This is a genomic window from Microbulbifer maximicatervae (SeqCode) (assembly GCF_052467955.1).
On sequence record NZ_CP174329.1, the window covers coordinates 1,879,221 to 1,897,826 of the forward strand.

General features: G+C 51.5%; 17 protein-coding genes and 1 pseudogene. 16 read left to right on the forward strand and 2 right to left on the reverse strand.

Features of this window, described 5'->3' with window-relative positions; genetic code table 11:
- Positions 1 to 14: 14 nt before the first annotated feature.
- The 11 genes and pseudogenes from ACJJI5_RS07960 to rnhB all read left to right on the forward strand — a co-directional run bounded on the left by ACJJI5_RS07960 (position 15) and on the right by rnhB (position 12,567).
- The gene (locus tag ACJJI5_RS07960; protein WP_444896535.1) at positions 15 to 860 is read left to right on the forward strand and encodes a phosphatidate cytidylyltransferase; all 846 of its coding nucleotides are present in this window, start codon (positions 15 to 17) and stop codon (positions 858 to 860) included.
- A 109-nt stretch (positions 861 to 969) separates the two neighbouring features.
- A complete protein-coding gene (gene ispC / locus ACJJI5_RS07965) occupies positions 970 to 2,154 on the forward strand; it encodes a 1-deoxy-D-xylulose-5-phosphate reductoisomerase (RefSeq protein ID WP_445355962.1) in 1,185 nt (394 codons plus the stop codon).
- 60 nt (positions 2,155 to 2,214) lie between these two features.
- Positions 2,215 to 3,570, forward strand: coding sequence for an RIP metalloprotease RseP (gene rseP / locus ACJJI5_RS07970; RefSeq protein WP_445355963.1), 1,356 nt, complete (start codon positions 2,215 to 2,217; stop codon positions 3,568 to 3,570).
- 112 nt (positions 3,571 to 3,682) lie between these two features.
- Positions 3,683 to 4,960, forward strand: a pseudogene (bamA, locus tag ACJJI5_RS07975) (outer membrane protein assembly factor BamA); the annotation flags it as partial.
- A 61-nt stretch (positions 4,961 to 5,021) separates the two neighbouring features.
- Complete coding sequence (gene bamA / locus ACJJI5_RS07980) at positions 5,022 to 7,601, forward strand: outer membrane protein assembly factor BamA (protein WP_445355964.1); 2,580 nt, start codon at positions 5,022 to 5,024, stop codon at positions 7,599 to 7,601.
- Positions 7,602 to 7,669: 68 nt separating this feature from the next.
- Positions 7,670 to 8,185 (forward strand): OmpH/Skp family outer membrane protein, encoded by a 516-nt coding sequence (locus ACJJI5_RS07985; protein ID WP_413662813.1) that lies wholly within the window; start codon positions 7,670 to 7,672, stop codon positions 8,183 to 8,185.
- Positions 8,186 to 8,199: 14 nt separating this feature from the next.
- A complete protein-coding gene (gene lpxD, locus ACJJI5_RS07990; protein WP_444896538.1) occupies positions 8,200 to 9,261 on the forward strand; it encodes a UDP-3-O-(3-hydroxymyristoyl)glucosamine N-acyltransferase in 1,062 nt (353 codons plus the stop codon).
- A gap of 78 nt (positions 9,262 to 9,339) precedes the next feature.
- Positions 9,340 to 9,780: a 3-hydroxyacyl-ACP dehydratase FabZ gene (fabZ, locus tag ACJJI5_RS07995; RefSeq protein WP_108734005.1), complete on the forward strand. Its 441-nt coding sequence runs from the start codon at positions 9,340 to 9,342 to the stop codon at positions 9,778 to 9,780.
- A 106-nt stretch (positions 9,781 to 9,886) separates the two neighbouring features.
- Positions 9,887 to 10,666, forward strand: a complete 780-nt coding sequence (lpxA, locus tag ACJJI5_RS08000) for an acyl-ACP--UDP-N-acetylglucosamine O-acyltransferase (protein WP_444896539.1) — start codon at positions 9,887 to 9,889, stop codon at positions 10,664 to 10,666.
- 101 nt (positions 10,667 to 10,767) lie between these two features.
- Positions 10,768 to 11,937 (forward strand): lipid-A-disaccharide synthase, encoded by a 1,170-nt coding sequence (lpxB, locus tag ACJJI5_RS08005; protein ID WP_445355965.1) that lies wholly within the window; start codon positions 10,768 to 10,770, stop codon positions 11,935 to 11,937.
- A 9-nt stretch (positions 11,938 to 11,946) separates the two neighbouring features.
- A complete protein-coding gene (gene rnhB, locus ACJJI5_RS08010; RefSeq protein WP_444896541.1) occupies positions 11,947 to 12,567 on the forward strand; it encodes a ribonuclease HII in 621 nt (206 codons plus the stop codon).
- A 12-nt stretch (positions 12,568 to 12,579) separates the two neighbouring features.
- Here rnhB and ACJJI5_RS08015 read toward each other — a convergent pair whose 3' ends face one another.
- A complete protein-coding gene (locus ACJJI5_RS08015; protein ID WP_444896542.1) occupies positions 12,580 to 13,842 on the reverse strand; it encodes an HlyC/CorC family transporter in 1,263 nt (420 codons plus the stop codon).
- Positions 13,843 to 13,921: 79 nt separating this feature from the next.
- Entirely contained in the window at positions 13,922 to 14,722 is an 801-nt protein-coding gene (locus ACJJI5_RS08020; protein WP_445355966.1) for a cytochrome C assembly family protein, read from the reverse strand.
- A 205-nt stretch (positions 14,723 to 14,927) separates the two neighbouring features.
- Here ACJJI5_RS08020 and ffh point away from each other — a divergent pair, with 205 nt between their 5' ends.
- From ffh to rplS, 5 genes are all read left to right on the forward strand, one after another.
- A complete protein-coding gene (gene ffh, locus ACJJI5_RS08025; protein WP_444893186.1) occupies positions 14,928 to 16,340 on the forward strand; it encodes a signal recognition particle protein in 1,413 nt (470 codons plus the stop codon).
- 155 nt (positions 16,341 to 16,495) lie between these two features.
- A complete protein-coding gene (rpsP, locus tag ACJJI5_RS08030; protein ID WP_108733998.1) occupies positions 16,496 to 16,735 on the forward strand; it encodes a 30S ribosomal protein S16 in 240 nt (79 codons plus the stop codon).
- Positions 16,736 to 16,757: 22 nt separating this feature from the next.
- The gene (gene rimM, locus ACJJI5_RS08035) at positions 16,758 to 17,297 is read left to right on the forward strand and encodes a ribosome maturation factor RimM (protein ID WP_108735295.1); all 540 of its coding nucleotides are present in this window, start codon (positions 16,758 to 16,760) and stop codon (positions 17,295 to 17,297) included.
- A 12-nt stretch (positions 17,298 to 17,309) separates the two neighbouring features.
- The gene (gene trmD / locus ACJJI5_RS08040) at positions 17,310 to 18,074 is read left to right on the forward strand and encodes a tRNA (guanosine(37)-N1)-methyltransferase TrmD (RefSeq protein WP_445355967.1); all 765 of its coding nucleotides are present in this window, start codon (positions 17,310 to 17,312) and stop codon (positions 18,072 to 18,074) included.
- 73 nt (positions 18,075 to 18,147) lie between these two features.
- The gene (gene rplS / locus ACJJI5_RS08045; protein WP_282934563.1) at positions 18,148 to 18,504 is read left to right on the forward strand and encodes a 50S ribosomal protein L19; all 357 of its coding nucleotides are present in this window, start codon (positions 18,148 to 18,150) and stop codon (positions 18,502 to 18,504) included.
- Positions 18,505 to 18,606: the final 102 nt, after the last annotated feature.

An 18,606-nucleotide genomic window follows, 5' to 3' on the forward strand; every position in this document is an offset into this window, starting at 1 on the left:
CAAAGGGGTTTGCGGTGCTAAAACAAAGAATAATTACTGCTTTGGTGCTATTGGCACTGTTTATGGGGGTATTGTTTTTACTTCCAATGCAGTGGTTTTCACTGATATTTGTGGCGGTTATCTTGCTGGCGGGCTGGGAGTGGGCCAACCTCTCGAATTTGAATCGAGCCTTGCGCTTCGTTTTTTTGGCCGCATTGGGGTTAACCCTAATGGTCACGGCTCAATACGTCTTTTCAATGAATTTTGATGATCCAGATATCGACCGCGGCCGCCAGATTCTGGCCGTGGCCTGTGGTTGGTGGGCGCTCGCTTTCTTGTGGGTGCAGAGCTACCCGTCCAGTGCTGCTCTGTGGGGCAACCGGTGGGTACGCGGCCTGATAGGCCTTGTTGTGTTAGTTCCAACCTGGTTGTCACTGGTAGTTTTGCGGGGCTTGGATCACGGCGCCTGGCTGGTTCTTTATGTGGTAGCGATCGTTGCAGCGGCGGATGTCGGTGCTTATTTTGTCGGCCGCAAGTTTGGTAAGCGGAAGTTGGCTAGAGAAGTTAGTCCGGGCAAGTCCTGGGAGGGCTTTTTCGGTGGCTTGGGTGCTTGCTTGATTTTGGCCCTCGTAACTTCCTACCTATTTGAGCTTCCACTGAAAAATACTGTCTTATTCACTTTTGGTGTCTTGGTTACTGCACTGGCTTCAGTTATTGGGGACCTGGTGGAGAGCATGTTTAAGAGGCACAGAGGGGTTAAGGACAGTAGTCATATGTTACCGGGGCACGGTGGCATCCTCGATCGGATAGATAGCCTTTCCGCGGCTCTTCCAGTGTTTACGATGGCCGCACTTGCGAGCGAGCTGCCGAAATACTTGTAGAGGCGTTTCCGCTCCAGTTTTGTGTTTTATTCGCTAGCGCCCAGCTTAATGCTGGGCGTGCAATTGTTTGGTGGCAGCAATATTGCTATCAGAGGTACGAAAAGGGCCTATGCAAGTAATTCCCCCGCAACAAATTACCGTTCTCGGCTCCACTGGTTCGATCGGCGTGAGTACTCTGGATGTGTTGGCGCGACACCCGGAAAAATATGCTGTTTTTGCCCTTACCGCCCGTGAAAGGGTTGCCGACCTTGCTCAGCAGTGTCGGCGGTTTAAGCCTCAGTATGCTGTTGTTGTCGATGAGGCGCGAGCTGAAGAGTTGCGAGTATTGCTTGGCGATGAAGTGGATACGGAAGTCCTAAGTGGGGTGGAGGGCTTGTGTCGTGTTGCCTCCGATACTCAGGTCGATATAGTCATGGCGGCGATCGTGGGAGCTGCGGGATTGCGCCCAACCTTGGCGGCAGTAGACACGGGCAAGAAAGTGTTACTGGCGAACAAAGAAGCGCTTGTTATGGCGGGCCCAATATTTCAGAGGGCCTTGAATAAGAGTGGTGCGCAACTGTTGCCGATTGATAGTGAGCACAATGCAATCTTTCAATGTTTGCCATTCCCTTGTGAGGATCTCGAAGCTGCGGGCGTGGAAAAAATACTGCTTACGGGCTCGGGCGGGCCATTTCGCACACGGGCTGCGAGCGAGTTGGGGGCGGTGACGCCGGATGAGGCTTGTGCACACCCCAATTGGTCGATGGGCCGGAAGATCTCTGTTGACTCCGCCACAATGATGAATAAAGGGCTCGAGTTTATAGAAGCGTGCTATTTGTTTAATGCGCGCCCTGAGCAGATTGAGATAGTCGTGCACCCCCAGAGTATTATTCACTCGATGGTGCAGTACCGGGATGGCTCTTTACTGGCGCAGATGGGTAATCCGGATATGCGCACGCCTATTGCCCATGCCCTGGCTTTTCCTCGGCGCATTGATGCAGGGGTGCCAGCTTTGGATTTGATTGCGCAAGGCAGGCTGGATTTTGAGGCTCCGGATTTTAATCGTTTTCCTTGTCTGCGTTTGGCGCGAGAGGCTGTTAATGAGGGAAAAAGTGCTCCAACAGTCTTAAATGCAGCGAATGAAATTGCAGTAGAGGCCTTCCTGGGGAGGCGTCTAGCATTTACTGATATTGCATTGGTGGTAGAAAAAGTGATGAATAGAGCCCCCGTTGTTGAACTGTCGGGACTCGAGGCAGTCGAAGCCATTGATTTCAATGCGCGAGAACTGGCCAAGCAGGCGCTTGCCGCCCTCTAAACACATTGCCCGGCGTATAATGGCCGCTAAATTGCGTATGACAAGAAGTTGTAGCTGAGTATGGATCTAATTCAGACGGTAATCTGGGCCTTGGTGGCTCTCGGTGTACTGGTATCTTTCCACGAGTTTGGGCACTTTCTTGTAGCACGTCTATGTGGTGTGAAGGTGCTGCGCTTTTCTGTGGGGTTCGGCCGCCGGTTGATCTCCCGCTATGATCGCCACGGTACCGAATTCACTATTTCCGCTATCCCCCTCGGTGGTTACGTAAAAATGCTCGATGAGCGCGAGGGGCCTGTAGCGGCTGAAGAGCTGGATCAAGCGTTTAACCGCAAGAGCGTATGGGCGAGGATGGCGATTGCCGCTGCCGGCCCTGCCGCTAACTTTCTTTTGGCGATAGTCTTTTTCTGGGCTGTGTTCCTCGGTGGAACAGCGGGCCCGGTTCCTATTGTGAAATCCGTTGAGCCTGGGAGTATTGCTGCGTCGGCAGGCCTTGAGTCCGGGCAGGAAATTGTTGCTGTTGATGGTGAGGCTACCCCTACTTGGCAGGCCCTCAATTGGCGCCTGGCAAACCGTCTGGGTGATAGTGGCACCATAGAATTCTCTGTTCGCTATCCGGATTCCAACCTCGAATACCATATGGTGGCGGATATCAATCGCTGGCTTGCCGGCCGCGAAGTTCCCGATCCGCTCGGGGAGATTGGTCTGCAGCTGTGGACTCCACCGGTGAGTATGACTCTTCATAATGTGGTGGAGGGAAGCCCGGCAGCCTCAGCTGGGCTCAAGGCTGGAGACAAGATTGTCTCGACCGATGGCCGTGACTTTTCATCTTTTCAAAGCTGGACCGATTATGTGAGAGCCCGCGCTGGTGTTCCAATGGATATCACTGTCGAGCGTGGAGGCGAACCGCTGACGGTGTCCGTAACACCGGCGGAGATCAAGCTGGACAGCGGTGAAACCATAGGGCAGGTCGGAGTGCAGCCGGTATCAGAGACTTGGCCGGATGATCGAGTACGGATTTACCACTATGGGGTGGGTGGCGCTTTAGTTAAGGGCTTGCAGGAGACCTGGGATAAAACAGTCTTTACCCTGAATAGCTTGAAGAAACTATTATTTGGTCAACTTTCGACCAAAAACTTGAGTGGCCCCATTACCATTGCTAAAGTGGCGGGTACTTCCGCGGAAGCGGGATGGCAGTCTTTCCTGTCATTGCTGGCGTTGCTCAGTATTAGTCTTGGTGTACTCAATCTGTTGCCTGTCCCGGTACTCGATGGTGGTCACCTCCTTTACTACGGTATTGAGGCGATCAAGGGGTCCCCTGTGTCAGAGAGGGTGCAGGTGATTGGTTTACAAGTGGGCATGGCCCTGGTGCTCTGCATTATGGGGCTGGCTCTGTACAACGATATTTTACGTTTGTAGTGCCCTGGATTGGCTTTTTTCCGGGCTGATAATGTGAGTGAGATTTTTTGTAGGTGTGAGACGTTTTGTCTTGGCACGATTTTGTTGTGAGTAAAAGCGACTCGGAAGCGGTATGAAGTATTTGCTGAAAGCGATCTTTCTGGGCCTGGTGCTGCCTCTCAGCGCTTTGGCACAGTCGTTCGTTCTCAGCGATATCCGAGTAGACGGGTTACAGCGGGTTTCTGCAGGTACAGTTTTTTCAGCACTTCCGATTCGGGTAGGCGACGAAGTTGAGCCTGGCGAGATTCAGGATGCAACCCGAGTATTGTTTCGCACTGGTTTTTTTGAAGATATTCAGATTGGCCACGAAAACAGCGTTCTTGTTATTACCGTGAGAGAACGACCGGCTATATCAAAGATAGATATATCTGGGAACAAGGCGATTGCCACTGAGGATCTACTGAAGGCGATGAAGGAATACGGTCTCGCCGAAGGCCAGATTCTAAAGCGTTCGACCCTTAGGGGATTGACCCAGGAGTTTGAACGCCAGTACGTAGCGCAGGGTCGATATGGCGCTAGTGTCAAAGCGGAGCTCAAGGAGCTGCCGCGCAACCAGGTTGAACTGTGGGTTGCTGTCGATGAAGGGGCTGTTGCTGCGATTGAACATATTAATGTCGTAGGAAATCGTGCCTTTTCTGATAAAGAGCTGGAAGAGATTTTTGAGCTTAAAACTACTGGCTGGCTCTCTTGGTTGCGCAGTGATGATAAGTATTCTAGTGAGAAACTCACTGGTGATTTGGAGCGCTTAAAGTCCTATTACCTGGATCGTGGATATCTTGATTTCCAGATTGATTCGACTCAGGTATCTCTAGGGCCGGACAAGAAGAGTGTATTCATTACCATTAACGTGGTTGAGGGTGGTGTTTACACGGTTAGTGAGGTGGAAATTGCTGGAAACCCGGTAGTAGCGGAGGAGGAAATCAACCGCCTGCTATTGGTGCGAGAAGGTCAGCGGTTCTCGCAAGCGAGGGTGACGACTACTTCAGACTATATTGCTAAACGCTTGGGCAACAAAGGTTACGCTTTTGCCGAAGTGAATGGTGTTCCTGAGGCCAATGAAGAAGAGAGTACAGTAAAAATTACCTTCTTTATTGATCCGGGAAAGCGCACTTATGTGCGACGTATTAGTTTTCGCGGGAACACTCGCACCGCAGATGAAGTCTTGCGGCGTGAACTGCGCCAGATGGAGTCAGCTTTGGCTTCCTCTGCGCGTATAGAGCAATCCAAAGTGCGTCTTGAGCGCCTTGGATACTTGAAGGTAGTGAAAGTTGAAACAACTAAGGTGTCCGGCACCTCAGACCGGCCCGATGTTGATTACATGGTAGAGGGGCAACCCTCTGATTCTGGGGGAGCGGGGCGCTAGTTGGCGCTGTAACTCCTGGATTGCGAATAAAAACACCTGGAATTAGTAGATGAAACATTTCCTGAAAGCGGCTTCTCTTAGCCTGGCACTGCCTCTCAGTGCTTTAGCACAGTCATTTGTAGTTGATGACATCCGTGTGGAAGGGCTGCAGCGCGTCTCTGCCGGTACCGTATTCTCAGCTCTCCCTGTGCGAGTGGGGGATGAGGTGGAGACTCTGGAAATCCAGAGCGCCACTCGGGCGCTGTTTCGCACTGGTTACTTTGAGGATATTCAAATCGGCCAGGAAAATGGTGTCCTGGTTATCACTGTGCGCGAACGGCCTGCAATTTCCAAGATCGAAATTACAGGCAACAAGGCGATTGCAACAGAAGACTTGTTGAAGGGCATGCAGGAGAATGGCCTTTCAGAGGGGCAGATCTTCAAGCGCGCTACCCTTGAGGGGTTGGCCCAGGAGCTACAGCGCCAATATGTTGCCCAGGGACGCTATGACGCCAGTGTTAAAACTGAAGTAAAAGAGTTGCCGCGCAATCAGGTTGAGCTTCGCGTAATTGTCGATGAAGGTTCAGTGGCCGCAATTAAGCACATCAATATTGTTGGTAACAAAGCGTTTTCCGATGAAGAGCTTGGAGAGATTTTCGAGCTGCAAACTACCGGTTGGTTGTCGTGGTTGCGCAGTGATGACAAGTATTCCCGAGAAAAATTGACCGGCGACCTGGAGCGTCTCGAATCTTATTATTTGGATCGTGGGTACCTGGATTTTAAAATTGATTCCACACAGGTTTCCCTGAGCCCCGATAAAGAGAGTGTATTTATCACCGTCAATGTGTTTGAGGGCGATGTTTATACCATTAGTGAAGTGGACCTGGCCGGTGATCCTGTAGTTCCAGAGGAAGAAGTTAAGCGCTTGCTACTGGTGCGGGAAGGGCAGACCTTCTCCCAGGTTCGCATGACAACAACCTCGGATTATATTACCAAGCGCCTGGGGAATGAGGGCTATACCTTTGCTGAGGTTAATGGCATCCCCGAGCCGAATAAAGAAGAGAAAACGGTAAAAATTACCTTCTTTATCAACCCCGGCAAGCGGGCTTACGTTCGCCGAATTAATTTCCGAGGTAATACTCGCACTACGGATGAGGTTTTGCGCCGCGAGATGCGTCAGATGGAGTCAGCTTCTGCTTCCTCTGCCCGTATAGAGCAGTCTAAAGTCCGCCTTGAGCGCCTGGGTTACTTCAAGGAAGTAGAGGTGGAAACCAGTGAGGTGCCGGGTACTTCTGACCAAATTGATGTTGAATACACGGTTGAAGAGCAACCCTCAGGCTCTATCGGCGGCACTATAGGCTGGGCCCAGAGCAGTGGCTTGGTACTGGGAGCCAATGTCCAGGAAAATAACTGGTTAGGTACGGGTAAATCCGTAGGTATTGGGTTAAATGCTTCTACTTACCAGACCTCTGTTAATTTCTCTTACCTCGACCCATATTTCACACCGGATGGTGTGAGTCGGGGCTTTAATGTTTTCTATACAGAGAACGATTACTCTGAGGTTAACCTCTCTGATTACAACACTACGACTTATGGCGGTGGCGTTAATTTTGGTTACCCGATGTCAGAAATTTCCCGTGTCGGCTTGAATATTAATTTCAGTCACCTGGAATTGTCAGCTTCGAGTTCTTCCGTTCAAGAAATAGTAACTTCTCCTACTCCTGTGGATGGGGTTACCAAAACCGTTACTTTAGATGATTACGAGCAAATCCTTTTAGATGAAGAAAATGGAGTTACAGCTGATCTCTCCATGACTGCGATGGAGGATCTTTTCCCTACCGCTAATGGTTTTATTGATCGCTATGGGGATGCGTTTAATAATCTTGGATTAACAGCTTCTTATGCGCGTTCTACCTTGAATCGAGGTATTTTGGCAACGCGAGGTGCGTCCCAGAATCTATCTCTCGAGTTTACGCTTCCGGGTAGTGACCTTGAGTATTATAAGCTTGTGTATACCGGCCAGTATTTCCGTCCATTAACGAAGAGTTTGACTCTGCGTTTACGTACGCGTTTGGGCTATGGTGATGGTTTTGGGGATCTTGATGAGCTGCCGTTCTTTAAGAACTTCTATGCCGGTGGTTTTGGCTCAGTGCGCGGCTTTGAACGCAACACTCTGGGCCCTCGTTCAAGCCCGGCTGAATTTCTCTCCGGACTTAATTACGAAGGCCAGGTGGATGGCACCTTGCCCTGTGCGACGGCGGATGGAGAAATTACCGAATATTGTTATTTAGTAGACTCTGATGGGGATCTACTTGTTACTGATTTTGGCGCTGATGCCGACCCCGCTGGTGGAAATATCTTAGTTGAGGGTAGTGCAGAAGTTATATTCCCATTGCCCTTTGTTAAAGATCAGCGCTCCTTACAAACCGCTTTCTTTGTTGACGCGGGTAATGTATTCGATACCAACTGTGGTGATACCCAAATCAACTGTTACGATGTGGACTTTGGTAAGATGAATGTCTCTGCGGGGATAGGCTTGACCTGGATTACCGGTTTTGGCCCGCTGACATTTAGCTTGGCGAAAGCCCTCAAGAAAAATGATGATGACGATGTGGAAGTATTCCAGTTCACTCTGGGTAACAGCTTCTAAATTTGTCAGATAAAATGAATTAGGCGTATATCAGCGCAATTAAAATAAAATCTATTGGAGAGACCGACGTGCTTAAGAATGTAAAAATTGTTGCAGTATTACTTGCAGGTATGACCTTGTCCGGCGCAGCGCTGGCGCAAACCAAGGTCGCGGTACTTAACCTACAGGCTGCGATCATGAGCACTGATGCAGCTAAGACCAAAGTAAACTCCCTGAAGACCAGCTCTGAATATTCGAAGCTGCAGAGCAGTGCCGAGTCAATTCGTTCTGAACTGCAAAAAATGGCTGAAGATGCCAAGAAAAATAGTGTGACCTGGTCCGATGAGCAAAAGACTGAGTACCAGCGCAAGATGAATTTCCAGCGCTCAGATTTTGAGACAACGGTGAAAAAATTGCGTGCAATGGAAGCTCAAGTGGGTCAAGAGATCCAGGCTTCTATGGGACCAAAGGCCAGAGATGCCCTGGACGCACTGATTAAAGAGCAGAAGCTTGATGTAGTGCTCGATTCCAATACTGCCTACTATGTAAGCCCCAGCGTCGACTTGACAGAGGCTGTTGTTAAGCGTATGAACGCAGCCAAGTAAGTCGATAGCCTTCTATGAAAGATAGCTTTTCTCTTGCCCAGTTGGCGCAAGAGCTGGGGGCCGACTTGCGGTTGGCGCCCGGTTCAGATTCCAATCAAAAAGTTCAGGGTTTAAATACACTGCAGGATGCCGGTGCAGAGCACTTGGCTTTCCTCGCAAGTCCCAATTATCGACGCTTTCTGAAAACGACCAAGGCCGCCGCAGTGCTGGTGTCGGAAGAGTTTGTTGAAGAGTGCCCGGTAACGGCTTTATGTGTTGCGGACCCCTACCTGGCCTTTGCTCGAGCAACAGCCCTGTTCGATACAACTCCCGAAGCCCCCATTGGTATTCACCCCTCTGCAGTAGTTCACCCTACGGCAGAGATTGGTGCTGGTGTCAGCGTGGGACCCGGCTCTGTGGTCGAGGCCTTCGCAAAATTGGAGCCTGGAGCGATTGTTGGTGCTAACTGCTATGTTGGCGAGGGCAGTTTAGTCGGTGCAGGAACACGCCTGTATGCCGGCGTTGTTTTTCATCATAACTGCTCTATCGGTGCACACGGTATTATTCACAGCCAGACGGTTATTGGAGCCGATGGTTTCGGGTTTGCGCCCAATAAAGGCAGCTGGGTGAAAATTCACCAGCTTGGTGGAGTGCAAATTGGCGAAGATGTGGAAATTGGAGCCAATACCTGTATAGACCGTGGGGCTTTGGGCGATACGGTGATTGGGCGAGGAGTCAAGATCGACAATCTGGTCCAAATCGCGCACAATGTGAAGATTGGTGACTACACGGCCATAGCTGGGTGTGCCGTAATTGCCGGTAGTGCTGAGATAGGGAAGCATTGTCTTCTCGGTGGCTGTAGCCGTATTAACGGACACATAACGATTGCAGATGGCAGTCAGGTGTCGGGTAACACGTTTGTTACTAAGTCGATAAAGGATACTGGTAGCTACTCTGGAGCGCTATCCTTTGCCGATAGTTCTACCTGGCGTCGTAATGCTGTGCGTTTTGGTCAGTTGGATCAAATGGCGCGCAGATTGAAAGATTTGGAAAAACAGGTTCAGGCATTGTCCCAAAAGAGTGGGACAGACGATTGAACTTTAGTTATTAATTAATTTGGCTTTGTTGTTTTCGGGGCGTTTTACGCCCCGAAGTGGTTTCTGGGGGCATTTGGAATGATGGATGTACGTGAAATTCGCGAGTATCTGCCGCACCGTTATCCTTTTTTGTTGGTGGATCGTGTAGTAGAACTCGAAGAAGGGAAGTATATAAAAGGCTATAAAAACATTTCTGGAAATGAAGAAGTTTTTAATGGCCACTTTCCGGAAATGCCTATTTTCCCGGGAGTGATGATTGTTGAAGCCCTGGCTCAGGTCTCGGGAATCCTCGGCTTTAAAACGTTTGGCAAAAAACCGGAAGATGGATATCTGTATCTGTTCGGTGGGGTTGATAAGGCGCGCTTTAAGCGTCAGGTGATCCCGGGTGATCGCCTTGAGCTCGAGTCTGAAGCGGTATCTGTTCGCAGAAATATCTGGAAATTCGCTTGTAAAGCCAGTGTTGATGGCGAGCTGGCGGCTTCTGTTGATATCCTATGTGCCGTCAAAAAGGTTCAGTAATTCTGTAAAGCTCGCTGGAGAGTTAGATTCAGGATTTTCCGGGTAGCCTTTGTTTTTAAGGGTACAGGTTACCCAGTACGATTAATGCCGAGGAGTAGATCCCAGAATGCAGACAAGTATCCACCCTACAGCTATTGTCGACTCTACGGCAGTAATTGGTTCCGGGGTGAGTATTGGTGCTTACACCATTGTTGGAGCCGGCGTAGAGATAGGTGATGGCTGTGATATTGCCTCTCATGTGGTGCTTAGTGGGCCGACCAAACTGGGGAAGAACAACCGAATCTACCAGTTTGCTTCCGTAGGGCAGGATACCCCGGACAAAAAGTATCGTGGTGAAGAGACGACACTCGTTATTGGCGACAATAACGTGATTCGCGAGGGGGTTACGATCCACCGTGGTACCGTTCAGGACCGAGGTGAGACCACTATTGGTGACGAAAACCTGATCATGGCCTATGCCCATATTGGCCACGATAGCGTCGTTGGTAATCACACTATTATGGTGAATAACTGTGGTTTGGCCGGTCATGTTGTTGTTAAGGACTGGGCGATTCTGAGTGGTTATAGTTTGGTTCACCAGAACTGTACTGTGGGAGAGCATGCTTTCCTGGGAATGGGCGCTGCTATCGGTAAAGACGTTCCTGCTTATGTTATGGTTGCCGGAAACCCTGCCGAAGCAAAGACCATTAACTCAGAAGGGCTGCGCAGACGGGGCTTTTCTAGAGAAGATATTGCCCTGATCAATAAGGCTTACAAGACCGTTTATCGTCGCGGTCTCACTATGCAAGAGGCGCTGCAGGCCTTGATGGAGTTGCGCGAACAATCTCCAGTTATTCAGCCGTGGATAGAGTCTTTGCAGTCTTCCACTCGCGGCATTGTTCGCTAATTCACTTCTCTTTGGAGCTGTTTTGTGCAGCTCCGATTGCACTTTATGCAACTCCCATTTAATTCCAACATAAACAGCTCCCCAAGAGGAGGGATATAGGCGTGTCAGAAAAAAATAAGCCGATACGAATTGGTATCGTTGTCGGTGAGGCGTCAGGAGATATCCTCGGTTCTGGTTTAATGGCCGCATTAAAAACTCGGCTTCCCAATGTAGAGTTTGGGGGGATTGCCGGGCCGCGCATGCTGGAACTGGGTGCTAAAAGTTTATTTCCTATGGAGCGGCTGTCGGTAATGGGGCTGGTAGAGCCTTTGAAGCGCCTTCCGGAACTGTTGAAAATCCGCAGATCTCTCCGTCGCCACTTTACTGATAGCCCGCCCGATCTATTTATTGGTATAGATTCCCCGGACTTTACATTGACTCTTGAGGCTGGACTCAAGGCTGAGGGTATCCCCACCGTCCATTATGTCAGTCCTTCGGTTTGGGCCTGGCGGCAGGGTCGAATTAAAAAGATTGCGCGGGCTGTCGACCATATGTTGACCCTGCTTCCATTTGAAGCGAATTTCTACCGAGATAACCAAGTACCGGTGACCTTTGTTGGCCACCCTTTGGCTGATGAAATTCCCCTGCAAGTGGATGTCGCCGGCGAACGCAAAGCATTGGGCTTTGAGAAAGACGACCGGGTAATTGCCCTTTTGCCTGGCAGCCGTGGAGGTGAGGTTCGCATGCTGGGGCCGTTGTTTCTGCAGACGGCCCGATGGTGCCACCAGCGTCACTCGGATATTAAATTTGTTATTCCCGCTGCTAACAAGCAGCGTATGGATGAGATTCAAGAGCAGCTAAAAGATTATCCAGAACTCCCTATTACTTTACTTGAGGGGCAATCGAGACGAGCCGTTTCTGCGGCAGACTGTGTGCTCATTGCATCGGGTACAGCAACCCTAGAGACAATGTTGCTTAAAAAGCCCATGGTCGTTACCTATAAGCTGGGCAGGTTGACGTCATTGATCGTCTCACGGATGCTGCACACCCCATGGGTTTCGCTACCAAATTTATTAGCCCAAAAAGAACTGGTGCCAGAAATTTTGCAGAATGATGCCATTCCAGAGAATCTTGGTGCGGCAGTGATGCAGTACTTTGAAGACCCGCTTCTTGGGGATCATTTAGAGCGCGAGTTTTTCGAGATGCATCAACAGTTGAGGCGAAATGCTTCTGAGCGGGCTGCCGATGCCGTGGTGGGGCTACTGGAAGCTAAGCCGGAATCTGCCGAGTAGTAATAAATTATGAGTAGTAAAACAGAATTGCCCCCCTATGTCTGCCCTTTCAAGGGTGATTTGATTGCAGGTGTCGATGAGGTTGGGCGCGGCCCTTTAGCTGGTGATGTGGTTGCAGCTGCTGTGATCCTTGATCCCGGCAAGCCAATTGCCGGGCTTGCAGACTCCAAAAAGCTGACTGAAAAAAAGCGCGAGCAGTTATTTGATGAGATTTGTGAGCGAGCACTCAGTTACTCCATAGCTCGTGCAACAGTTGAGGAAATTGACCAGCTAAATATTTTGCAGGCAAGTTTACTGGCGATGCATCGTGCAGTTGCACAGCTATCCGTGCAGCCTGAATTTGTGTTGGTGGATGGCAATAAAAAACCGAACTGGGATTACCCTTGCGATACCGTTGTAAAGGGCGATGGTCGTGTCGCTGCAATTGGGGCGGCATCTATTTTGGCTAAGGTGACCCGTGATAGGGAAATGGTGGTGCTGGACTCTGAATATCCCGGTTACGGCCTTGCAGGTCATAAAGGGTATCCCACCAAGGCGCATATGGAAGCTTTACAGTTGCAGGGGCCCACTCCAATACACCGCACCAGCTTTGCACCGGTAAGGCGCTTGCTAGAAGAGGTTGAGAGATAAACGGTTGTAGCGCTATTTATCGATTCGCTTGATTCTGGCCCGGGTAATCATCTTGTCTGAGACCTCCTCAATTTCCACCAGGTAATTGAGGATGTACAGGCTGATATTGCCGTCGGGGATGCTCTCCAAGTGTTCCATTGCCAGGCCGTTAAAAGTTTTTGGCCCGTCAGTGGGCAGTTCCCAGCCCAGGGTACGATTAATATCGCGAATAGAAGTGCCGCCTTCGATCATGTACCAGCCATCTTCTATGGCGACTATCTCCTCGTCATCGCTGGGTACTGGACTTGCGGTGAAGTCGCCGACAATTTCCTCCAGCAGATCTTCTAGGGTAACGATACCCATTACCTCTCCGTACTCATCAACTACCAGCCCCATGCGGCGCTTGGTTTTCTGGAAGTTCATCAGCAGTGTGGGGAGTGGTGTTGCCTCGGGTACGAAGTAAGGTTCATCGGTGAAGGAGTGGAGCCGCTCTGCTGTTAAATTTTCCGGTCCGTCGCGCAGTATCTGCGCCGCTTTTCGCAGGTGAAGTATGCCTACTACTCGATTGATGTCACCGCGATATACGGGGAGGCGAGTGTAGGAACTTTCCGCTAGCTGCTGCAGGATCTGTTCGGCGCTGTTTTCCAGGTCAACGCCCATGACTTCATTGCGCGGAATCATGATGTCTTCAACGGTTGCCTGGTCCAGGTCCAGCACGTTGAGCAACATGCCCTTGTGCTTGCTGGGAAGCAGGGCGCCTGATTCGAATACAACGGTTCGGAGTTCTTCGGGGGCCAGGTGTTCCGCTTCGCTATTCGCTTTTGTTTCGACTCCCAACATACGCGCCAGGCCGTTGGATATGCCACCAATCAACAGCACCAGGGGAGTGAGCAGCCATTGCAGTGGGCGCAAAATAAATGAGGCGGGGAAAGCAATTTTTTCCGGGTGTAGAGCGGCAATAGTCTTTGGTGTGACCTCAGCAAAAATCAGCAGGGCAAGAGTTAAGACTATGGTGGTGAGTATTTCTCCATAAATTTGCGCGAATACCGAGCCGGCGATTACAGACACAAGAACGTTAACGAGATTGTTGCCGATTAGAATTGAACCGATCAGCTTGTCCGGGCGTGCGAGTAGCTCGGTGGCGCGCTTTGCCCCGCGGTGCCCGCTTTTGGCTTGGTGCCGCAGACGATAGCGGTTAAGCGCCATCATGCTGGTTTCGGAGCTGGAGAAGAAGGCGGATATCAGTATCAATAGGGCCAGCAAACCGAATAGCAGGCCCGTGGGCATCTCGTTCAAGGGAGAACTCTTTTTATTTCCAAGCGGAGATATTGGAACATATTGCCGACCTCCGCAAGCTTTGCAGTCGTATATTCGATTACCCGCGCTGGAGAATGACTTCCATAACCAGCTTACTACCAAAATAGGCAAGTAGTAGGGCGGCGAAAGCGCTTAAGGTCCAACGCACAGCGGTATTGCCTCTCCAGCCCAACCTCCAGTGTCCCCATAGGAGTATGGTGTAAAGAACCCAGGCGACCATAGAGAGGATGGTTTTGTGTATTGGCCCCTCTTCAAACAAATTGCCAACAAAGACGAAACCGGTCAGCAGGGAGGCGGTGAGCAGTAGTTGCCCGAAAGTGATCAGGCCGAACAGCAGTGATTCCATACTCTGCAATGGTGGCAGAAGACGGGTGGCGCCTACCGGCCTGTGGTTGTGCAGCTGCTGGTTAAGGTAATAGAGATAGATCGCCTGCAGGGTAGCCAGGGTCAGCAGCGAATAGGCAGAAATAGACAGTAGAGCGTGTATCGCAATGCCGGCAGAGATCTGTTGATGTGGCGTTACGGTGCCCCAAATATGGGATGCGGCAAATTCGGTGGCGGCTCCCACAGGTGCAAAAATAAGAATAAGTAGCGTAAGTGGCCGGCCAACGGCCAGGATCAATAATAGAAAGTTAACTACCCAGGAAATCAGCGAGAGCATTGCCAGCAGGTCAAAGCGATAGCCCTCGGGTGAAAAGAGAACGTGTCCCAGGGATATTCCGTGGGTAACAAGTGCACCCGCCAAAAGGCTGAGAAGCAGCTTGGAATTCGGCTGTTGACTTCGGGCCAGAGCCGCACCTGCAACTATGGTTGTGGCCAGGTAGAGAGCGATAGCTGTCCAGTGGGCGAAAGCCGCCATGGGTAAATCCGTGTCTTCATTATTGCGTTAGGGCAGGAGTGTGTCATAGCCAGTTGAAACAAGGAAGACTTGCGATATTTCGGCTGTGGCGAGACCTGGGCTATACTGCCGCGCCTCAGAGAGGGAGTTGCAGTTTGCTCCCCCCTAATTTCGCGCCCCTCCGCACTGGGGTTGAGTCCGTAAACGGAGAGATCGAGACGAATTTATGTTCGATAACCTGAGTGACCGCTTATCGGCGGCCTTAAAGAAAGTTACCGGTAAAGCGCGCCTTACGGATGACAATATCCGCGATACTTTGCGCGAAGTGCGCAAGGCGCTGTTGGAGGCGGATGTCGCTCTGCCAGTGGTTAAGGCATTTGTTCAGCAAGTGCGCACCGCTGCGGTAGGACAGAAGGTTAGCAAGGCTCTCAACCCGGGCCAGCAGTTCGTCAAGATTGTTCAGGATGAGCTGGTTAAGGTGATGGGTGCGGCTGCAGAGCCTCTCAACCTCGCCGTGCAACCTCCGGCGGTAATCCTGATGGCGGGCCTCCAGGGCGCTGGTAAAACCACCAGTGTGGCCAAGCTGGCCAAATACCTACAGGAGCGTGAAAAGAAAAAAGTCATGGTGGTGAGTGCGGACGTCTACCGCCCCGCTGCTATCAAACAGCTGGAGACCCTGGCCGGTGAAGTGGGGGCACAGTTTTACCCCTCTACAGCTGAGCAGAAACCGCTGGATATTGCCAAGGGTGCTGTGGACGCTGCCCGCAAACAATTTGCCGATGTGCTGATTGTGGATACTGCTGGTCGACTGCATGTGGACTCCGAGCTGATGGATGAAATCCGTGAGCTGCACAGCGAGTTGGACCCGGCGGAAACCCTGTTCGTGATCGATGCAATGATCGGTCAGGATGCGGTAAATACCGCAAGTGCCTTTAATGATGCACTGCCGCTTACCGGTGTGATTCTCACCAAGGCCGATGGCGATGCCCGTGGTGGTGCCGCTCTCTCCGTGCGTCACGTCACCGGTAAGCCAATCAAGTTTATCGGTGTTGGTGAAAAGACCGACGCCCTGGAAACCTTTCACCCGGATCGTATCGCCTCCCGTATCCTGGGTATGGGTGACATTCTGTCTCTGATTGAAGAAGCAGAGCAGAAGATTGATAAAGAGAAAGCCGAAAAGCTGGTTAAGAAGGTCCAGAAGGGTAAAGGCTTTGACCTGGAAGACCTGCGCGATCAGCTGCAGCAAATGCAAAACATGGGTGGCTTTGGCTCCCTGTTGGAGAAAATGCCCGGCATGGGCGGTGTAGCGCAGGCTGCACAACAGGCCGATATGGGTAAAGAATTTAAGCGTATGGATGCATTGATTTCCTCCATGACGCCGGCCGAACGCCGCAATCCTGACCTTCTTAACGGTTCGCGCAAGCGCCGCATTGTCGCCGGTTCCGGCACCCAGCTGCAGGACTTGAATCGCCTGCTCAAGCAGCACAAGCAGATGGGCAAGATGATGAAGAAGCTCAAAGGCGGCGGCATGGGTAAAATGATGCGCGGCCTCGGCGGTCTGCCCGGTATGGGCGGTGGTATGCCTGGCGGTATGGGCGGTATGCCCGGAGGTCTGCCACCGGGCCTCAAAAAGAAGTAGAGAACCACGGTTCTCCGGGCGGCTTGGCGACCCTATACAAATCTGGGGTGGTACATTAGAATACGCCGCCTTTCTGCCGGCCCTGCTGCCGGTAAAAAGTTGTTGTGGTGACTGCTTAGTGCGGTTGCCTAGTGTTGAACCTATAGGAAAGTTACATGGTAACCATTCGTTTGGCCCGTGGTGGTGCTAAAAAGCGCCCGTTTTATCATCTGACCGTTACCGACAGCCGCAAATCTCGCGACGGTCGTTTTATTGAGCGTGTTGGTTTCTTCAACCCGGTTGCCCGTGGTCAGGAAGAGCGTCTGCGTGTTGATCGCGAGCGTGTTGATTTCTGGCTGGGTCGTGGCGCACAGGTTTCTGACCGCGTCGGCAAGCTTCTGAAAGAATCTGCTTAATTTGCGCGTAAGTGGTGCTCCTGTGACAGATAACGGAAAACCTTCCGAAGAGTTGGTCACGGTTGGGCGCGTTACTACCGTTTATGGTGTGCGCGGCTGGGTCAAGGTTCACTCCTATACCGAGCCGATGGACAACATCCTGCAGTTCCCTAATTGGCGCTTGCAGGGGCCGAAAGGTTGGGAAGCTCTCGAAATTGACGCTGGTAAGCGTCACGGCAAGGGCTTGATCGTACATGTGAAAGGCATTGATGACCGCGATTTGGCGGCTCGACTTTGCCAGCGCGATATTGCTGTAGCTCGTGAACTGATGCCTGAGCTTGAGCACGGTGAGTATTACTGGCACCAGCTCGAAGGGTTAAAGGTTGTCAGCCATTTCGATGGCGAAGATCACGACTTTGGTACCGTTGCTCGCATGATGGAAACTGGCGCCAACGATGTAATGGTGGTGCGCGGTGGAGCGGATAAGCGCGAGCGCTTGATTCCCTATCTACCTGATCAGTTTATTACCAATATTGACCTGGAAGTCGGTGTAATAACCGTCGACTGGGACCCGGCTTTTTAAGGCATAGGAGCGATGACAAAACGAATCGCTCTGGTAAGCATTTTTCCGGAAATGTTTGCCGCATTGACCGAGTATGGCGTCAGTGGACGGGCTGTGAAAGATGGCCTTTTAGAAGTTCGCTGTTGGAATCCTCGGGACTTTACCAGTGACAGGCACCGGACTGTGGACGATCGCCCTTACGGCGGCGGGCCGGGAATGGTGATGTTAGCTGAGCCCCTTTACCAGGCTCTCGAGGCTGCTCGAGCTTGGGCTGGTGAAGATGGTGAATCTGTACGCAGTATCTACATGTCTCCCCAGGGTCGACAGCTCGATCAGGGTGGAGTGGAGCAGCTGTCTGCAGCTGGCAACCTGGTGTTGTTGGCGGGGCGCTATGAAGGTGTGGATGAGCGTATCGTCGAATCTATGATCGACGAGGAGTGGTCCATTGGTGACTATGTCCTCAGCGGTGGCGAACTGGCTGCTATGGTGATGGTGGATGCTATTACCCGCTTGATTCCCGGCGCACTTGGACACAACCAATCGGCGGTTGAGGACTCTTTCTCCTCTGGCCTGCTGGACTGCCCACACTACACCCGACCGGAACAATATCGGGGAGTAGCGGTACCGGAAGTTTTGCTTTCCGGCAACCATGAAAGAATACGCCGCTGGCGCCTGAAACAGGCATTGGTGCGCACGCAACAGCGACGCCCGGACTTATTGCAAGGGTTGGAGCTGAGCGATGAGCAGAAGTTGTTGCTGGATGAGATCCAGCGGGAACAGAAGCTCGAAGAAAATTGAGGCCGAATTCGCCGGGAGGCGCGAGTAGTTCGGTGAACTAGCTGAGAAGCTACACAATCTGTATTTGGGAGCGATCCAAATGACTAACAAAATTATCCAGCAGCTGGAGCAGGAACAGCTGAAGAGCGAAGTACCTCCCTTCGCACCGGGCGACACTGTAATCGTTCAGGTAAAAGTAAAAGAGGGCAACCGTGAGCGCCTGCAGGCGTTCGAAGGCGTGGTTATCGGTAAGCGCAACCGTGGTCTGAACTCCTCCTTCACCGTGCGTAAAATTTCCCACGGTGTTGGCGTTGAGCGTACTTTCCAGACTCACAGCCCGATGGTTGACAGCCTCAAGGTTAAGCGTCGCGGTGACGTGCGTCAGGCCAAGCTGTACTACCTCCGCAGCCTGACTGGTAAAGCTGCACGTATCAAAGAGAAGCTCAACTAAGCTCTCCTTGATCGCAGAAAAAGGCCGAAGCGTACGCTTCGGCCTTTTTTGTATGTGGGTTACGAGCAGCATATTTGGTGCCCCTCATTGGGTCTGCTTGCC